Origin of the sequence: Nocardiopsis sp. NPDC058631, from assembly GCF_042716955.1 — a bacterium.
Taxonomy (GTDB): Bacteria; Actinomycetota; Actinomycetes; order Streptosporangiales; family Streptosporangiaceae; genus Nocardiopsis.
The window spans coordinates 71520-89692 of the sequence record NZ_JBHXQY010000005.1 but is presented as its reverse complement, the minus strand read 5'-3'; the positions used below and the strand labels follow the sequence as shown (position 1 = coordinate 89692).

Genomic DNA, 18173 nt, shown 5'->3' with positions numbered 1-18173 from the left:
GCCGGTCGGACCCGGGGGCGCGCACCCCCTCCCCCGTCTCACCCGCCCGTGTCCTCCAGGAGGGTTCCGGCCGTCGACAGCGGGGCGTAGCGGCTGGGGGTGATCCCGAGGAGTTCGGCCGCGAGCTCCTCGTTCCCGGCGAACCCGGCGTCGGCGTCGATCGTCTGGGTGCCGTCCCAGAGCATGAACAGGGACGAGACGGTGTGCGAGCCCTTGTCGTGGTGCATGTCGTAGTGGGAGGCCATGGGCACGCTGTCGTAGTGCACCCACAGGTCGTGCCCGGTCATGAACATGTCCAGGTCGAAGGTGACCGTCAGCCCCATGAGTTCGGGCTTGTAGCGGTCGTCGATCCCGGCGAACGCCTCGTCCAGCGCCACCATCCGGGGGCACGCGGGGGACGCCGAGGTGTAGAGGGCGTTCGCGGCCGCGAACAGGGGCAGGTGGATCGCGGCGGACTTCTCGCCGCCGGACATCTGCTCGTGCTTGTTCTTGGTGAGGCGGACCTCGTCCTGGCCCGGGACGGCCATGCGCAGCTCGAACCGGTACCAGGTCCGGTAGTCCAGCACCGCGGCCAGCACCTGCTTGTAGGTGGCCCGGGGGTGGGCGGCGTGGTGGGCCCTGATCATCTGGCGCAGGACCTCGCGCAGGCGGGTCAGGCCGGCGTGCCCCAGTCCGGCGGCGTCGCGCTTGAGCAGCCCCGCGGCGGCGGCCTGGTCCTCGGTGAGACGGTCCGACCGGCTCCAGCGGATACCGATCCGGGTGCCCGAGGACATGGGGCGCGAGCGGGTGTCGCGGTCCATCCCGGTGACGAGGTCCCGGGCCACGCGCACCCTCTCGTGGATCTGCTGCGCGATGCCGGTGAGCAGTTCGTCCTCCAGGACGCCGCGCTCCTCCTCCCGCAGGAGCGCGCTCTGGTCCTCGACGCGGTCGGCGATGACGCGCGCGAAGGCGGAGACCGGGTTGCGGCCCGTCTCGTCGTTGACGAACACGCTGATGATCCCGCTCGTGCCGAAGTCGTGGTCGACGCGGTAGCCCTCGGCGTCGCCGCCCAGGGCGTCCTGGAAGGCGCGCAGGGCGTTGGAGACGCGGGTGGAGGCGGACTTGAGGTCGCTGTCGGTGACGGCGCGGTCGGGGTCGACGGCGCCGGCGAACGCGTCGGTCAGCGCCGCCGCGGGGTGCGGCAGGGCGGCGCGGACGGCGTCCCCGGGGTCCTGGGAGGCGGCCGCGAGCACCTCCTTCGCGGCCCGTTCCGGTGCGGGCCACAGCCGCCGGTCCGGCCAGGCGGGCCCGGGTTCCACGCCCAGGGTGGCGCGCAGGTCGGGGTGGGTGAGGGCGGCGAAGGCGTCGGCGTGCTCGAACAGGGCGGTGAAGGCGTCGGTGAGGGCCTTCTGCCCGTGTTCGAGGTCGCGGTCGGCGCGGATCATCGTCTCGTGGGAGGAGGTCACCCTGGCCCGGACGTCGCGCTGTTCGGTCCGGGCCTCGCGCAGGGAGTCGCGCACACCCTCCAGTTCGGCCATGAGTTCGCGCACCGGGGCGCTGATGCTCGCCTCGCGGGCGGCGAGTTCGGCGGCGGCCCGCTCGTGCTCGCGCCGGCGCTCCTCGTGGCGTTCGCGGTCCTCCTCCAACCGTGCGCCCAGCCGTGTGACGGTCTCCCGACGCGCGTCGAGGTCGGCGGTGTGCCGGGCGGCCTCGGCGCGGGCGGCGTGCAGGTCGCGTGCGGCCGCGGCGAAGTCGTCGACGGCCGAGGCGACGGCCTCGACGGCCTCCGGACGGACCGGCATGGCGCGTTCGGCGGCCACGGCGCGCACCTGGTGGCGGTGGGCGTCGACCTCGGCGACGGCGGCGTCCAGCGCGCGGTGCCGTTGCGCGCTCTCCTCGCGGGCCGAGGCCAGGAGGGTGGAGTGGTGTTCGACCAGGCGCACGGCGCGCTCCACCGGGGTCGTGTCGGGCAGGGCCGACCGTGCCCGGGTGAAGGCCTTGAGGAGGTCGCCCGCCCGGTCCAGCCCCTCGGAGAGCAGGGTGCCCTGTTCCGCGAGTTCGGCGAGGCGCGCGTCGCAGGCCGCGAGGCGTTCGCCGCGGCGGTGGGCCCGGTTGGTGGCGCCGATGAACTCGGGGACGGGCTTGGGGCCGGCTCCCACCAGCAGGCCCTGGGCGAACCCGGCCCGGGTGGTGACGGTGTGCGCCGCGGGGGCGCCGGTGGTCGCGTCGGGGGTGGTGTCCACGCTGGCGCCGGTGTCGGGGTCGGCGGCCAGGGGTCCCTCCAGCCGGACCGAGGCGAGGACGCGGGCGATCACGTCCTCGGGGACCAGGTCCTGCTGTTCGGGGACGAGCACGTCGGCGAGGGTGCGCCCGCCGTCCGCGACGGTGCCGCCGGTGGGCAGCAGGTACGCGTCGGCGTCCCCGTCGGCCAGGGCGGAGCGGGTGGCGGCCTCGTCGGGGTGGACCCACGCGGTGAGCAGCCCGGCGCCCTCCAGCGCGCCCTCGACCGCGGCCGCGTCGGCCTCGGCGACGGTCTCGGCGAACCTGACCAGGCGCCAGAGCGGGGCGCCGGGGCGGCCTTGGCGGGGGGCGGTGCGCCGGGGGTCGGCGGCCGGGGCGTCGTCGCGTTCGGCGGCGATGTCCGCGCGCTCGCGGCTGAGGCGGGCGGCCTCGGCGTCCAGCTGTTCCTTGCGGTCCTGCAGGGTGCGCACGTGGCCGGCGGCGTCCAGGCGCTGCTGGTCGGTGTGCTCGCCGTAGACCTCGGCCAGGGCGGGGGTTCCGGGCTCTCCGAAGCGTTCGAGTGACTGTTCCAGTGCCTCGACGCAGGCGGCGCCGGTGACCGGGGACGGTCCGTGCGCCCAGTGGCCGGCCCAGGCGGCGAGCGCGTTGGCGGCGGTGGCCCGCGCGGCGGCCAGGGCGTCGGCGGCTTCGCCGCACTCCTGGTCGCGCTGCTGGAGCCGGTGGTCGGCGTGGGCGGCGTCCTGGTCGGCGGCCGTGCGCGCGGACTCCGCGGCGGCGAGCCCGCGCAGGCGTTCGCGCACCGCGTCCACGTCGGCGCGGCGGGCGGTGGCGCGCGCCCGGGCGGTGGCGGGCAGGTCGTCGCCGCTGTCGGCGGGCCCCTCCCCGTCGTGCCCGAGCCCGGCCTGGTCGGCGGCCTCGGCCAGTTCGGCGGCGAGTTCGCCGGTGCGTGCCCGTGCGCGTTCGAGGCCCTGCTCGACCTGGTCGGCCTCGCGCCGCAGGGCGCTCACCTCCCCGGCCTGGGCGTCGAGGCGGTCCTGCTGTTCGCCCAGGTCGCGGGCGGTCTCCGCGCTGTGTGAGCGTTCGACCTCCAGGGCCGTGTGGCTCCTGAAGGCGTCGTCGGCCTCCAGTCCGCTCCTGTGCGCGTCGAGGCCGCGGATGCGGGTGTCGAGCTCCTCGGAGCGCTCGGTGGCGGCCGCGTGGTCGACAGCGGCCCGCTGCCGGGTGTCGCGGGCCTCGGTGACGGCCCTGGCCTGGTCGGCGGCCTGCGCCGTGGCGGTGCGGACGCGGGCGAGCCGGTGGCGGGCGTGGGTGGTCAGGTAGGAGGCGTACTCGCCGACGAAGGCGGTGGTCGCGGTGTGGGCGAGGGTGGCCTGGTCGAACCTGCGCTGGACGGCGGCCAGGTTGGTGAAGTCCCGGGCGGCCTGGTCCAGGAGGGTCTCGTCGAGCGGGCTCAGCCCGCTGGTGAGGGTCTCGGAGACCTTGTCGGGGTCCAGGTCCTTGGCCAGCAGGGGGCGGCGCAGGGCCAGGAGCAGGTCCAGGAGCTGGGTGTAGCGGTCGCCGAGCCCGAACAGGCGGGCGTCCACGGCCCTGCGGTAGTCCGCGGCGGTGGCGTGGCAGGCGGCGTCGCCAAGGACGCCCTTGAGCTGCCGTTCGGTGAGGGGCCGCCCGTCCGAGGCGAGCAGGCCGAAGTCGACGCCCAGGCGCTGGTCGGTGACGAAGAAGGAGGGGACGACGCCGTCGCGGTGCTTGTGCGCGCGCAGGCCGATGACCAGGGTGGCGGTCTCGGTGCGCTCGCCGTCGGCGCGGGCGAACTCCATCCACACGTACCCGTACGCGGAGTCGTCGCCCCGGTAGAGCAGGTTGGACTTCATGGTGCGGTTCTGGCCGCTGAACGGGTCGAGGCGGCGGGCGTCGGTGTACCCGTCGAGCACGAACGGGAAGAGGACCTCCAGGGCCTTGGTCTTGCCCGAGCCGTTGTGGCCGCGCAGGACCAGGCGGCCGTCGGCGAACACGAACTCCTCGTCGACGTAGTCCCAGACGTTGATGACGCCGGCGCGGCTGGGCTGGAAGCGGTCGCTCCTGGGGGTCATCGGTTTCCTTCCGCGGGGGCGTGGGCGGCCGTGGTCTCGGGATCGGGCGCGGGACCGTCGGCAGGTCCGGTGTCGCCGGGCCCGGTGCCGGAGAGGTGCTGGTCGGCGGGGGGACTGTGCGCGGAGCCGGTCAGCCCCAGGGGGAGCTGGCCGCTGTCGGCGCGCTCGGGCAGCGCGCCCTGGAGGTTGCGGTAGCGGGAGGACGCGGGGAGCACCAGGGCCCCGCCCGGGACCGGGCGGACCAGGGAGAGCTCCGCGAGCAGTGCCAGCGCGGCGTCCAGCAGGCCGTAGGGGTCCTGTTGCCAGGTGCCGCCGAAGGAGGAGGCGCCGAACTCGGCGAACAGCTCGTGGATCATCGCCTCCCACCGGGCGCGTTCGACCAGGGGCGCCTCCATCGGCTCGGGGGGCTCGCTCCCGTGCCCCTCCCCGGGCTCCGCGGTCCAGGCGAGTTCGGCGACGACGCCGTCGCGGGGAAGGCCCGCGTCGACCAGGCGGACGAGGTCGGCCTGGTCGGTGGGGAGCGGGGTCACCGGCAGCGGGACCAGCGCCGCCAGGGACGACTCCAGCAGGTCGGCGACCTTGGCGAGCAGGAGTCCTGCGGTGCGGTTGACCGCGCCGCCGCGTCCGGGGAAGGGCCGGTCGGTGAAGGTTCCGGCCGGGTCGGCGAGCAGGACGCCCTCGGCGCGGCGCTCCACCTTCAGGCCGGTGGCGCGGGCGATCTCCTCGGCCGCGCCCCGGCGGCGCAGGATCGCGCAGACCTCGGGTTCGACGTCGGCGTGGTACACGACGGGGCGCTCCACCAGGAGGCGGCGGGCCCGGCGTGCCGCCTGCTCGCGGGGGGAGGCGGCGCTCAGCGGTTCGGCGAGGAGCCCCGCGGCGCTGCCCAGGTGCTGGACCGGGCGGGCCGGGCGGAACAGCACCTCGCACACCTCGTGGTCGATGTCGAAGAGCGCGTCGCCCTGGTCCCCGTTGGCCGCCCACGCCTCCAGCGAGCCGTCGGACAGGTGGAGGGCTCCCCGGTCGAGCAGCCAGTGGGCGGCGTCCACGAGCGCGGCCTTGTGGGTGCCGTCGGTGGGGTCGTAGCCCAGGCCCTCGATCGTGTTGGCGGTCGGGGTGAGGCGGGCGACCAGGTCGGCGAGGCTGATCTCGATCTGGGAGCGCTGGAAGGAGGCCAGCAGCAGGCACAGGTAGGCGAGCCTGCGCCGGTCGAAGGGCCTGCCCCGGCGTGAGAAGTTCTGGCGCTGGGTGGGGTCCAGGGCGTCCAGTTCGCGGACCAGGCGCACGTGGTCGGTGGTGGCGATCAGGGTGTAGCCGAAGAGGCGTTCCAGGTCGGCGGCGAGCTCGTCGGCCCAGCGCAGCACCTGGTCGAGGACGCCGGGCCGGGGCCGGGAGGCCGTGATGAGGTCGCAGGTCAGGACGCGGCGCATGGCCTGCTGGTAGGAGCCCAGGTCGGCGGGGGCGACCGCGGGGGCGGGGGTTCGGGGCATCAGGGGTTCTTCGTTCGTGTCCGGTGTGCGGTGGCCTCCAGGCGCAGGCCCGGCAGGTGGATCCGGCCCTGGCTGGTGCGGACGGTGCTGCCCGCCGGGTCGGGGACCAGGCGGACCATGGTGCCCTCGCCCTCGCCGGAGGCCGAGGACAGGCGTCCGGCGACGACGGTGCGCGCCTCCAGCGCGCGGGTGACCAGGCGCAGCAGGATACGCGTGTCGGTCTCGTCCAGCACGCGGCCGTGGGCGCCCTCCTCGGCCAGGCGTTCGGCGGAGCGGCGCTCGGACCCGCGGTCGGCGGCCTGGCGTCCGCGCAGCCGTGCCTGGGCCCCCGGGTTGCGGCGCACCGGCCTGGGCACGCCCGTGGTGGGCGCGGTGCCGCTGCGGAACAGGGTGACCGAGACCTCGACCCCGGGCGCGTCCCACCAGGTCAGACCGGGGGATATCTGTTCCTCGTCGTCGTGGGCCACACCCAGGTGGCGGGCGGAGCGGACGTTGAACGCGGCGCCCATGAGGGCGTGGGCGGCCCCGTCGTGGGGGGTGTTGAACACCCAGGAGGCGAGGTGGCGCAGCTGGCTGGAGCGGTTGACGCCGCCGCGCTGCGCCTCGGTGATCTGTCGGAGCAGGGCGATCACCCCGGAGACGGCCGTCCGGGTGGCCGCGTGGAGTTCGGCGGCGCGGGCGGGGACGGCGTCGTCGGAGGAGAACCACGCGCGCAGGGCCTGCCAGCGGCGCTCCCAGTCGTCGCGGCGCTCGCCGCGTTCCATGAACGGGCGCTCGTCGGCGTCGGCGGCCCGGGAGAGCAGGGTGGCCAGGCCGGTCTCCTCGACCTCGCGGACGGCACGGTCCAGGCGGGGCAGGTAGCGGTCGAGTTCGGCCGTGAAGTCGGACATGTGCACCAGGAGGGCGTTCTTGTGGCGCAGGAAGACGTCCGGTGAGGCGTCGGTGGAGCGCAGGATCTCACCCAGGGTCACGTGGAACTGCGCCGAGCGCCGTCCCATGTCCTCCATGGCCGAGTCCAGGCGGGCGAGCCTGCGGTGGACGTGCTCGGCCCGGCCCGTGCGGTTGGCCTCCGCGAGGGCGCGCAGGTCGTCCAGGACCTCGGAGAAGACCAGGCGGGACAGGTTGACGTCCTCGATGCGGGCGCCGAGCAGGTTCTCCACCGACCGGTAGGCCCAGTAGCCCAGCTCGCTGAACTGGTAGACCGACTGGCGGTTGCGGTAGCGCACCAGGTTCCCGGCCCGGGAGGCGTCGTCGAAGCGGTGCACGACGCGGTCGGCGTGGAGCTCGTCCAGGCGGTCGCGCAGTCCGCGGTCGGGGGTGGGCACATGGTCGTGTGCGGCGGCGAGCTCGCGCAGGGCTGCGGCGACGTCGTCGGGGGACACCTGCACCTGGTGGACCTCGCGCAGCCGGTCCATGGCCCGCAGGATCCACAGGTAGGTGATGTGGTCGTCGCGCCGGGTGAAGTTGAACAGCCGGAACCGGTCGCTGACGGCGAGGGAGTCCATGTCCAGAGCTCTGCGTTCGACCACGGGCCGTTCTTTCGGTGAGGTGGGAGTGGTGTAGCCGCGGCGGAGGGGGTTCCGCCACCCCATGACGCTACGTGACCGCGAGGGCGGGTGCGCACGCGCGCGGCCCCGCTCCGGGGCCGCGCCGCCGCTGACGGCGGCCTCCGGCCCGGTGTGCCGGGCACCACTGCGCGGAGTTGGCGAAACGGCCTCGCCGCCGCGCACCGGCACGGTAGAAGGGAACGCATCACGTTCCACACAAGAGAATCCGTGAGCGCCCATGCCTCCTCACGACCCGGCGTCCCCCGATCGCCCACGGCTTTCGGCCCGCCCCGTCTCGCTCCCTGCCCCGCACGAGCTCGCCCGCGCCGCACGGGGGACACCGCCCCTGCGCGACGCCCTCGCCGTGGCGCGCTGGTGCGGGCCTACCACCCCCGTCTGTCCCCGGGGCCTGCCCGAGATCACCGACGTGCGCGACGCCGTACGGGACTGCGGGCTGTGGCCCCGCGGCCTGGAGGGGCGCCCCCGCGAACGCGGTAGATGGCTGGACCGGCTCGACCGCGTGCCGGAGGAGTTCGCCCTGCCGTGGCGGACGGCCGTCCGGCTCGGGCTGGTCGAGCTGGGCGCGGGCCACGCCCACCCGGCCCGGGACCTGGAACAGCAGGTCCGCTCGCCGGACCGGGTGCTGGACCGGTGGGCGCACGTGTTCGGGTCCCGTGTCGAACAGGCCCGGGGCCACCCCGCCTCTCCCGGCTCCGAGAACCTCCTCCCGCGCGCCCTGCGCCTGCTCTACGAGGCCCCGGACGGCTCCCGCACCGCCGTGCAGACCCTGGCCCGCAGGGCCCGGTCGACGACCGGTACCGCGCCCGGGAGCCCCGGCGCCGCCGACCCCGAGGACGTCGAGCGGCTCCTGCGCGCACTGTGGCGGCTCGCCGGTACCGGGGCCGTGGTCGTGGGGCGCCACGGTTCCGGGGCGGGGGACGACCCCCGCACCTTCTGGGCGTGCCTGACGGGCCTGGGCCGGTTCGGGGTCCGCCGGATCCTCCTGGCGTTGGGCGTGCCCGCCCCCCTGGTCGAGGAGCTGGACGGGGCGGGGGAGCTCCTCGACATGCTCGGGACCTTCTCGCCGGAGAGCCGCCTGTGTTCGTTCGACGCCTGGCTGGCCGGGCGCACCCCCGCACGCGCCCTCCGTGAGATCGCCGAGGCGGTGCGGGGACCGGGCCGGGCACGGCGCCGGTTGACGGGCACCAAGGTCTTGAACACGACGAGTTCGGAGATCGTCCCCGACCTGTGGGCCCTGCTCGGCTCCGAGGACCCGACGGCGGTGGGCCTGGCCGCCTCCGTGCTGCTCTCCTCGGGCATGCTCTCCCAGCACGACATCGAGCGGGTCATGGACCGGCACGGGCCGTTGGTCGTCATCGACATGTTCGCGGCGGCGCTGGCCCCCGACGAGGCCAACCTGCGGGCCTTTTTGACCGCGGAGTGCACCGAGGGCATCGAGGGCGTGCTCCTGGCCAACGTCGACCGGCTCCGGCAGGACCGGCACCCCGACACCGTGCGGGTCCTGGAGGCGATCGGCCGCCAGCACCCGGACCCGGGTGTGGCGGCCACCGCGCGCGAGGCCGTCGAAAGACTCGCCTCCCCGCCCTGACCGCGTATCCTCCCCGGCTGTGCCCCGCCGACCCGACCCTCCCCCGCATGCTGTTGCGCCCCCATGACCCGGGGTCCCCCACTCCCCGCCCCGCACCCCTCCCCTCTTGCCCGGGCTCGGCCTCCACCCACATCTTTCCATTGACAAGTTGGGGCGGATGGGGCAATCTTTCCACTAGAAAGATTTCGTTGCACCGCCCGCCGGAGGCCCACCATGGAACCGCTCATCACCCTCGTCGGCGTCACCGCCGCACTGCTCGCACTCGGCGCGGTCGGCGTGCGCCCGCTGCGCTCGTGGCCGCTCGCGCTGCGCGGCGGCCTCGCGGCGATGTTCGTCCTCACCGGCACGGTGCACTTCGTCGGGTTGCGCGAGGAGCTCATCGCCATGGTCCCGCCGGCACTGCCCGCGCCCGGCCTCCTGGTCACCGTGACCGGGGCCTTGGAGCTGGCCGGGGCCGCCGGACTCCTGTGGTCCCGCACCTCGCCGTGGGCCGCGGCCGGGCTCAGCGCCCTGCTGGTCGTGATGTTCCCCGCCAACGTCTACTCGATCACCACCGGGGCGAGCGAGGGGTTCACCGACAACCTGCCGATCCGGACCGCGATGCAGGTGCTCTTCCTGGCCGCGACCCTGGCCGTGCTCGTCCACCACCTGCGCGCCCGCCGCGCCCCGGCCGCCCCCGCGGACCGCCCCGGCGTAGGCGGGGTCGTGCGTTCCTGACGCCCGTGCGGACGCCGGTCCGCCGCGCACGGCGGCGCGCAGGGAGGACCGTCCGGACGGGGCCCGGTGTGAATTTCTGTGGCCCCGAGGCCCCGCTCCTACCGCTGGAGGGCGGGACGTTCGACCGGAACGGCGCGCCCCTGGAGTGGTTCGAGAGCTGGCACCGCTCGGACCGGGTGGTGTTCGACATCGAGGCCGAGGGCGCGTCCGGCCTGGACCGCGCCGTCGGGCTGGCCGAGGAGCTCCGGGCCGAGCTGGCCCGGTTGCGCGACGGGGGCTGACGCGGGCCCGGGGCCCGATCCGCCCGCCGCTACCCGCGGGCCGGTCACCGCACACGTGCCACCGGTCGGCCTCCGCGGCGCCGTCGCCGCCCCCCGGTATGACCGGGCGAAGACGCAGGCCAGGGCGCCGGAGCATCCGACACGGACCTCTCCCTGTCCAATAGTGGCCACGAAGAGTTACCATGGCGCTCCGCTGCGGTACTTTTCCCTCGCGGCGACATGGGCGGGACAGGAGCACGGAGCACAGCCTGTCTCCACGGGTGCGCCGCCGTATCCCGACCGTTGCCCACCCCGAGACCGAAGAAGCTCCTGGTGCGCGGCCGGGAGGGCCTTGCCGAGGACGCCCCGCGCAGCGCCGCCCCACACCACGAAGGTCCCCGGCGCCACCGGTGCCGGAGACCGTGAGAGGGAACGACATGGCCCACCCCCTGAAGCGTGCCGCGACGACCCTGGTGCTCGCCGCCGGGCTCGCCGCCGGAACGGCCGGTGCCGCCGGAGCCGCGGTCAGCTACGTCGGCGGCGGTACCTGGTACCACGGGCTCACCACCGGAAGGGTGTACTCGGACTACTTCCACTCGACGCTGTGCCACGGGTCGACGGCGGTCGGCACGTACACCGTCACGTCCGCGGCGATGCTGCCGGGGAAGACGTCCAAGGCCTCCGCACCGCGCGCCGCCAGCAACAACGAGACCTACTGGCGGCACTGCGGGTAGCGCCCCGGGGCCCACGGGACCGCCCCCGCACCGGCCCACACCTTCTGCCCGACCACGCGCCAGGACACCATGCCCAACCGCACCCTCTCCCTCGCCCACGTCTCGTTCCTGCTGTTCGCGGCGCTCATCGCCGCGCTGCTGCTCGCGACCTGGGAGCTGACGATCCCCACCGCACGGCACTCGGCGGCGGTGTGGATCGTCGAGGACGAGGGCACCTCCGACGGCGAGGAGGTCGCGCGGACCCTCGAACGCGTGGCCGAGGAGCGCGGCATCGCGATCGGTTTCATCGCGCCGGACGTGCGGACTCCCGATTCCCTGTGGCACATGTACCTGGCCGTCGGGGACCCCGGCTCCGCCGAGGCCGGCTGGCTCACCGACGGGTACCCGTCCTTCGGCCGCACCATGGAACTGCGCGTCCACCCCGTGGAGGACCTGGACGGCCGCGGCCTCCGCGGCAACTACCTCGTCTTCGGGCCGGCCGAGAACGCGACGGTGCTCGCCGAGGCGCTCGCCGACCACGGGCTGGGCGCCAGCACCGGCGCGAGCCAGGCACGCCTGTGGGAGTCGTTCCTGGGCGGTCCCCTCTTCCACGTCCTGGCCATGGCCCTGCTGGTGGGCGCCACCTCGATCGGGGCGGGCGTCCTGCTCGGCTCCCGGGACTACGCGGTCCGGCGCCTGCACGGGCACTCCTACACCCGGATCCTCCTGGGCGACCTGGGCCGGATCGCGCGCCTGTGGGGCCTCGCCCTGCCCGCCGTCGGCGCCCTCACCCTGGTCGCCCTGGGCCTCTACAACGGGTGGAACCAGCTCGGCCTCTACTGCGCCGTCGCGCTGGCCCTCCTCGGTGTCTTCGCCACGGCGGCGGTGGTGGCCCACGCCGCGGTGCTCGGCCTCGTGCACGCCACCGGCGTCCTGCCCGCGCTCCGGGGGCGCCTTCCCGTCCGCAGCACCCGGGCCGCCGTCTACCTGGTGCGCGTCCCCGTCATGGTCCTCCTGCTCGGTGTCCTGGCGAGCGCCGTCCACCTCGCGCAGTCCGCACGGGAGCAGCGCGCCGCGCTGGAGGTGTTCGCCCGGACCGGGGAGACCTCGCACGCCACCCTCAACGGCAGCACCGCGTTCGAGGACCCCGCGACCGCCGAGTCCCTGCTCGGCCCCTGGTTGCGCGGGGCCGACCTCGACGGGCAGCTCGTCCTGGCCGAACAGCACCCCCCCGAGGCACTCGTGCCGGTCGGCGCCCCCCGGCCCGACTTCGACGTGCTGGTGGTCAACGACACCTACCTCGCACGCCAGGAGGTCGTGTCGCCCGACGGCACGCGCTACGGCGCCGCCCCCTCCCCGGACCGGGTCCGGGTCCTGGTGCCGCGGGCCCACGCCGACCGCCGGGACGGCGTCGAGGCGGAGATGCCCGCCTGGTACGGGCTCCAGGCCGGGGGCACGGGAACCGCGGCCGACATCGAGGTCCTGCCGCTGGCCGACGGCCAGCGGGTGTTCACCTACGGGTCGAAGGACCCGCGCGGGCTGGACGCGGCCCCCTTCCTACAAGATCCGGTGATCGTCGCCCTGCCCGACGGCACCGCGCTCTCCGACCGGACCTACCTCACCTACATGACGCACGAGGCCCTGCTGTTCCCCGACCCGGGCGTGGTCGAGGAGGCCCGCGCCGACCCCCGGGTGGCCGAGTACGTCAACACGGTCCAGCCGATCCGCGCCAAGGCCGCCGCCGCCCACGCCGCCCAGCTCACCCAGCTGCGCGTCGAACTGCTCGCCCTGGCCGCCGGCACCGCGGTCCTGCTGATGACCGGTGCCGCCGCGTGCCTGGTCCACGTCCGCACGCACGCCCAGACCGTCTTCGCACGGCACATCAGCGGGTGGACGTTCGTCGCCGCCCACCGGCGCTTCCTCGCCGTGGAGGCCGCGATCGGGCTCGGCTTCGCGGGCTGGGCCGCGTGGGACTCCCTCACCACGCTGCGGGCGCTGGAGGACCCCGGTCGCGCCCTGCCGCCGCAACTGGTGCCGACCACCGGGTTGGAGCCCCTCTACGCCGTGGCCGTCACCGCGGCCGGGCTCGCCCTGACCCTGGCCGCCCTGGCCCTCCTCCACCGCCGCATCGTCCGCGAAGGCTCCTCGCAGGCCTGAGACCAACGGGAAACACCATGATCACCACCGAGAACCTCGCCAAGTCGTTCGGGCCGCGCGTCCTGTGGCAGGACCTGCGCCTGACCGTCGGGGCCGGGGAGACGGTCGCCCTCGTCGGCGCCAGCGGCTCGGGCAAGACCACCCTGCTCAACTGCCTGGGCCTGCTCGACACCCCCAGCGGCGGGCGGATCCTCTTCGAGGGCACCGACCTGACCCGCCTGGGGCCGGGAGGGCGGCGGCGCTTCCGCCGCGACAGGCTCGGCTACCTCTTCCAGGACTACGCCCTCATCGAGAACGCCACCGTCCGGGCCAACCTGGACGTGGCGCGGCGGCGCGGCACCCGCCCCGACCACGCCCGAGCCCTGGCCAGGGCCCTTGACCGGGTCGGCCTGGCGGGGCGGGAGGGCGAGAGGGCGCACCACCTGTCCGGCGGAGAGCAACAGCGCGTCGCCCTGGCCCGCCTGCTGGTCAAGCAGCCCTCGCTGGTGCTGGCCGATGAGCCGACGGGCGCCCTGGACGGGGCCAACGCGGCGATGGTGGTGGACGTCCTGCGGCAGTTGGCCCGGGAGGGGTGCGCGGTGGTGGTGGCCACCCACAACGACGGGGTCAGGGCGGCGTGCGACAGGGCCTTCGACGTGGGGGCGGGGCGGGAGGCGGACGTCGGCGGGGCCGGCCGGGAGGAGCATGCGGGCCGCGGGTAGCGGCGGGGCGGGAGGCGGGGGGCGGGGGCGGCCCGGGGCTGGTGCGGCTCAGCCCCGGTCGGCCGGGCGCGGGGCCGGGCGCGGGGCCGCCACCCGTTCCGGCAGCGCGAGCGCGTAGGTCAGCAGGTCGACCCCGGGGCCGGGGGTCCAGTCGCGTTCGGGGGTGCGCGTGAACCCGTGGGCCCGGTAGAGGGCCTGCGCCGCGAGCATCGACGGCTGCGTGGACAGGACCAGCCGGGACACCCCCCGCTCCGAGGCCCGCGCGGCCACGGCGCGCACCAGGGAACGGCCCACCCCGCGGCCCTGGGCCTCGGGCGCCACCGCGAAGGCCCGGACCTCCGCCTCGTCGGGGCCTCGCGCGACCTTGCTGGACTCAGACCACGGGACGAACAGGATCGTGCCCACGACCCGCTCACCCTCGGCCGCCACGAGCACCTCACCCCGGCCGTCGGTCCCCAGGGCGCGGAGCGAGTCCGTGTAGGGGTCGCCCTCCTTCAGCAGCCCCAGCGCCCGGTAGGCCCCGACCCTCAGTTCCCCGACCGCCGCCATCTCGTCCGGCAGCGCCTCACGCACGTTCATGGGAGGAGTCAAGCAGAGGGCGGGGGCAATTCCTCGGCCGCCCCGCGGCCGGGGCGGCGGGACACGGGGCCGGGGCGCCCGGACACGGGCCCGTCCGGGTGTGTAGGGTGTCGCCGATCCACGACCAGCGAAGGGGGACGCGGACGATGAGCCTGGTCGCCATCAGTGACCTGCACGTCCGGCACGACGACAACCGTGCCTTCACCGAGGCCCTGCGGCCCGCCTCCGACGACGACTGGCTCTTGGTCGTCGGCGACGTGGCCGAGACGGCGGGCGACGTCCTGTGGGCGATGGAGCTGCTGAGCAAGCGCTTCTCCACCGTCGTGTGGACTCCGGGCAACCACGAGCTGTGGACCACCCCGCGCGACCCGGTCCAGCTGCGCGGCGAGGCCCGCTACCAGTACCTCGTCGAGTCGCTGCGCGGCCTGGGGGTGCACACCCCCGAGGACCCCTACCCGGTGTGGCCCGGCCCGGACGGACCGGTCGTCGTCGCGCCCCTGTTCGTGCTGTACGACCACACCTTCCGTCCCGAGGGCACCCGCACCAAGGAGGAGGCGCTCGCCGTCGCCCACGCGTCCGGGGTCGTGTGCACCGACGAGTACCTGCTGCACCCCGACCCCCACCCGGGCCGCGACGCCTGGTGCCGCGCCCGGCTGGAGTACACGCGCGAGCGCCTGGACGCCCTCGACCCCGATGTCCCCACCGTCCTGGCCAACCACTTCCCCCTGGTCCGCGAACCCACGCGCGTCCTGCGCTACCCCGAGTTCGCCCAGTGGTGCGGCACCGAGGCCACCGCCGACTGGCACACGCGCTACCGCGCCCGCGCCGTCGTCTACGGGCACCTGCACATCCCGCGCACCATCACCGTGGACGGCGTGCCCCACATCGAGGTCTCCCTCGGCTACCCCCGCGAGTGGGCGCCCCGGCCCAAGCCCCCCGAGGGGCCCCGGCTGATTTTGGCCTGAGGGGGGTGGGGGGCTGGCGCCTTGACATGAACATAAGTTGAGCTTCTAGCTTTCCCCCATGGACACCACGAGCACGACACTCCCCGACCGCGACACCGACGAGCGGCGCATCCGCGACCTCGTTGCCCGGGCAGACCTGACCCAGAACGATCCCGTCGCACTCCCGGCACTGCACACCTCCGACGTCGTGATCATCAACTTCGGCGGGCGGCGGCTCTTCGGCCGGGAGGCCTTCACCTCCGCGATGGCCGAAGCGCTCTCCACCCCGCTCAAGGACGTCCGGACTGCGCTGCGCGTCGACGACATCCGGTTCGTCACGCGCGACGTCGCCCTCGTCAGCCTGACCAAGACCGTCTTCGACGAGCGCCCCGAGGCGAAGTCCTCCGCTCCCATGGAGGGCGTCATGTCCTGCACGCTGGTCCGCGAGGGCGACGACTGGCGCATCGCCCTGGCCCAGACGACGCCAGTGCGCTGACCACCTGTTCCGGCGCAGCGCAGGCCCTCTGACCCCGGTGCCAGAGGGCCTCGAACGGCGGCCTGGCAGCGTACGGACGGAACGGTGTCCCGACGCGGGGCTCATTCACGCTCCGACAGGACCCGCTACCCGGCCATGAGCTCGGCTGCCACCGTCTCGGGTTCCGCCAGGCACCGCCATTCGGGGACGCGTACGGTGCGCAGCCCGGACACCGACGCGAACAGGGCCGTTCGGTCCAGGGTGCGCTGGAGCGCGCGCCCCGGCGCGGGCGTGGCGGTGGTGCCCGACCTTGGTCGGTCGATCACCACGGCCGTGTCCCCGTCCCGGGCGGGAACGAGCAGGTCGCAGACGTATCCCTCGACGTGGCGGCCGACCCGGGGCGAGGACCCACCGTTGGTGAGGGCCTCGAACAGCAGGCTCGCGGCCTCGTCCAGGGCGGGCGCGGTTGCGGTCCCGGTCTCGGCGACCAGGTCGGAGAGCAGTCCTCCCTGCGCGGCCCAGTACCCCCGGTCGCCCACGACATACAGGCGCGAGCGCGCCCGGGTGACCGCCACGTTCCACAGGTTCTGCTGCTGCAGCGCCCACTGGCCGCTGTGCCGGTTCACACCCTCGGCCGCGGCGGGCGAGACCACGACCACGTCCCGCTCACCGCCCTGGAAACGGTGCGCCGTCCCCACCCGGATCCTCTCGGCCGCGCGTTTGCCCAGCTGCTCCTCGATCCAGCGGACCTGGGCGGTGAAGGGTGAGACCACGCCGATGGTCGCCTCCGGCGGGAGGGTCCGCCAGAGTCGGCGGAGCAGGTCGAGTACCGCCTCCGCCTCGTCCCGGTTGAGGCAGGAGCGCCCGCCCGGGCGTTCGCAGGCACCGCGCACGTCGATCCACTGGACAGCCCGGTCCCCGGGGGCGGCCAGGTCGGTCGTGTCGGTGCGCACCGCGAGCCGGTCACCGTAGAAGCGCCGGTTCACCGGCGCGACGATGTCGGGATGGCAGCGGTAGTGCTCGTCCAGCCACAGCACCTCGCCCCCGCCCGCCACCAGCGCGGAGGCGGCCACGTGGTAGGCGGAGGAGCCGGTGAAGGCCAGGGAGCGCTCCCCCATCTCGGTCTCGGGAAGCCCGTGGACCGCCTGGATCCTGCGGTCGTCCTGCCCGGTCATCGGATTGACCGGCTGGAGCTGGTGCGGGTCGCCGATCACCAGCGCGCGCCTGGCCCGGTACAGCAGCGGAAGCAGGTCGGCGACGGTGCACTGGCTGGCCTCGTCGACCACCACCAGGTCGAACAGCCCCGGATCGGGCGGGAAGACCCCGCGCACCGAGCGGGACGTGGTGGCCCAGGCGGGCACGGTGCGCACCAGCGCCTTCATGCCCTTCCATCCGTTCTGGCCCGAGGCGAGGTCGCGCAACCTCCCCTCCACGACGGTGCGGCCCCGGTGCAGCGACTCCGCGACCCGGCCCAACAGGAACTCCTTGCTCGCCTGGCGCCGCTCTTTCCGCAGGTCGCGGATCCGGGCGACCGCCGCCTCCGGGCGCGCCCCCTCCCCCACCCGCTCGCGCAGTTCCCGCCACTCCCCCTCGGTGGTGAGGAAGGCCAGGACCTGCGACAGTTCCTCATCGGTCCCCGGGATGCGCAGCCCCCGCCGCGTCAGCAGACGGTGCCACCACCGGGTCCACCGGGACTCCAGCGCTGCCTCAGCGTGGCGGGTCCACCGGCGCAGCTCCCGGGGCCCCGCGAAGACGTCCGGACCGACCCCGCGGGGCAGGTTCCGTAGCTGCCGGTTGCGTGTGACCGCCAGCACCGCCAGCCTGCGCTCGGCCTCCTCTGCCACGGCCAGCTCCTGCTGGGCCGCCCCCACAGCGCGCTGGTGGACCACGAGTCGGGCCCGCGCGGTGGCCGTGTCGGCGGGGTCCCATTCGGCGGCCAGGAGTCCGTTGAGGATCTCGGGTTCGGCGGCCCTGTGCTCCTGGTTGCCGGTGCGCACCACCAGGTCGGCCTTCGGAGCGAGCCCGTTAACCCGCGCGACCACCTCGTTCACGGCCGTGTTGTTGGTGGAGGCGACCAGGACCGACTGCCCGGCCGCGACGGCGGTGGTGACCACGGACGTGATGAGTTCGCTCTTGCCTGTGCCGGGGGCGCCGGTGGCCACGGTCAGGACCCGGCCCATGGCCGAGGCCAGGATCTCCTCCTGTGCGGCGTTGCTGCGGCCGGTGACCACCGGCAGCGCGGACCCGGAACCGCTGACCGCGTGCCGGGGGTCGGACAGGGCCGCCAGCGCCGTGCCCGGGAGGGTATCGACCCCGGATCCCCTTGCCCCGGTGGTCGAGATCGCCGAGAAGCTGTTTGACGGCTGCGCCCGCGGGGTCGCCGCGGTAGAGGAGAGCGGCGTTCTGCGCCCCGCGGCGCGCACCGCGGCGCACGTCCAACGAGGTGCGGAGTTCACCGGCGACCAGGTCGTCCACCCGGGCCAGCCCGAGCCGGTCGCAGACCGTGCGCGCCTTGTCGGCGAGGCCGGAGACCTCTCCCCCGTCCCAGTCGACCTCGAACCAGGTGACCAGTTCCTCGATGTCCCCGTCGTCCAGGCCGGCCGCGGAGACCAGGAGTTCGCGGTTCAGCTCCGGTTCCCCGACCGGCACCAGGAAGTGGCCATCGGGTTCCTCG

General features: G+C 74.8%; 12 protein-coding genes and 1 pseudogene. 8 read left to right on the top strand and 5 right to left on the bottom strand.

Annotated features, from left to right (window positions below):
* Positions 1-38 precede the first annotated feature (38 nt).
* The 3 genes from ACFWTE_RS03720 to ACFWTE_RS03710 are packed head-to-tail and all read right to left on the bottom strand — an operon-like array spanning position 39 to position 7326.
* Positions 39-4310, bottom strand: coding sequence for an SbcC/MukB-like Walker B domain-containing protein (locus tag ACFWTE_RS03720; RefSeq protein ID WP_378777680.1), 4272 nt, complete (start codon positions 4308-4310; stop codon positions 39-41).
* Positions 4307-5797, bottom strand: coding sequence for a DUF2398 family protein (locus ACFWTE_RS03715; protein ID WP_378777678.1), 1491 nt, complete (start codon positions 5795-5797; stop codon positions 4307-4309). The genes ACFWTE_RS03720 and ACFWTE_RS03715 overlap by 4 nt, the downstream gene beginning before the upstream one ends.
* Complete coding sequence (locus ACFWTE_RS03710; RefSeq protein ID WP_378777676.1) at positions 5797-7326, bottom strand: TIGR02677 family protein; 1530 nt, start codon at positions 7324-7326, stop codon at positions 5797-5799. Before ACFWTE_RS03710 ends, ACFWTE_RS03715 begins: the two co-directional genes overlap by 1 nt.
* Before the next feature lie 256 nt (positions 7327-7582).
* Between ACFWTE_RS03710 and ACFWTE_RS03705 the strand changes: the two genes are divergently transcribed.
* The 6 genes and pseudogenes from ACFWTE_RS03705 (at position 7583) to ACFWTE_RS03680 (ending at position 13501) form a co-directional block, all read left to right on the top strand.
* A complete protein-coding gene (locus ACFWTE_RS03705) occupies positions 7583-8953 on the top strand; it encodes a hypothetical protein (protein ID WP_378777674.1) in 1371 nt (456 codons plus the stop codon).
* A 213-nt stretch (positions 8954-9166) separates the two neighbouring features.
* A complete protein-coding gene (locus ACFWTE_RS03700; RefSeq protein WP_378777672.1) occupies positions 9167-9670 on the top strand; it encodes a DoxX family membrane protein in 504 nt (167 codons plus the stop codon).
* An 86-nt stretch (positions 9671-9756) separates the two neighbouring features.
* Positions 9757-9951 (top strand): annotated as a pseudogene (locus ACFWTE_RS03695) (GntR family transcriptional regulator); the annotation flags it as partial.
* Between the two features lie 416 nt (positions 9952-10367).
* A complete protein-coding gene (locus ACFWTE_RS03690; RefSeq protein ID WP_378777670.1) occupies positions 10368-10664 on the top strand; it encodes a lactococcin 972 family bacteriocin in 297 nt (98 codons plus the stop codon).
* Positions 10665-10733: 69 nt separating this feature from the next.
* On the top strand, positions 10734-12800 hold the full coding sequence (locus ACFWTE_RS03685) for a hypothetical protein (RefSeq protein WP_378777668.1): 2067 nt from the start codon (positions 10734-10736) through the stop codon (positions 12798-12800).
* A 17-nt stretch (positions 12801-12817) separates the two neighbouring features.
* Complete coding sequence (locus tag ACFWTE_RS03680) at positions 12818-13501, top strand: ABC transporter ATP-binding protein (RefSeq protein ID WP_378777667.1); 684 nt, start codon at positions 12818-12820, stop codon at positions 13499-13501.
* Between the two features lie 48 nt (positions 13502-13549).
* Here ACFWTE_RS03680 and ACFWTE_RS03675 read toward each other — a convergent pair whose 3' ends face one another.
* Positions 13550-14080: a GNAT family N-acetyltransferase gene (locus ACFWTE_RS03675; protein ID WP_378777665.1), complete on the bottom strand. Its 531-nt coding sequence runs from the start codon at positions 14078-14080 to the stop codon at positions 13550-13552.
* 146 nt (positions 14081-14226) lie between these two features.
* Between ACFWTE_RS03675 and ACFWTE_RS03670 the strand changes: the two genes are divergently transcribed.
* Complete coding sequence (locus tag ACFWTE_RS03670; protein ID WP_378777663.1) at positions 14227-15045, top strand: metallophosphoesterase family protein; 819 nt, start codon at positions 14227-14229, stop codon at positions 15043-15045.
* Positions 15046-15103: 58 nt separating this feature from the next.
* Positions 15104-15520 (top strand): SgcJ/EcaC family oxidoreductase, encoded by a 417-nt coding sequence (locus ACFWTE_RS03665; RefSeq protein ID WP_378777661.1) that lies wholly within the window; start codon positions 15104-15106, stop codon positions 15518-15520.
* 125 nt (positions 15521-15645) lie between these two features.
* Here ACFWTE_RS03665 and ACFWTE_RS03660 read toward each other — a convergent pair whose 3' ends face one another.
* Positions 15646-17730, bottom strand: a complete 2085-nt coding sequence (locus ACFWTE_RS03660) for a DEAD/DEAH box helicase (RefSeq protein ID WP_378777659.1) — start codon at positions 17728-17730, stop codon at positions 15646-15648.
* Between the last annotated feature and the right edge of the window lie 443 nt (positions 17731-18173).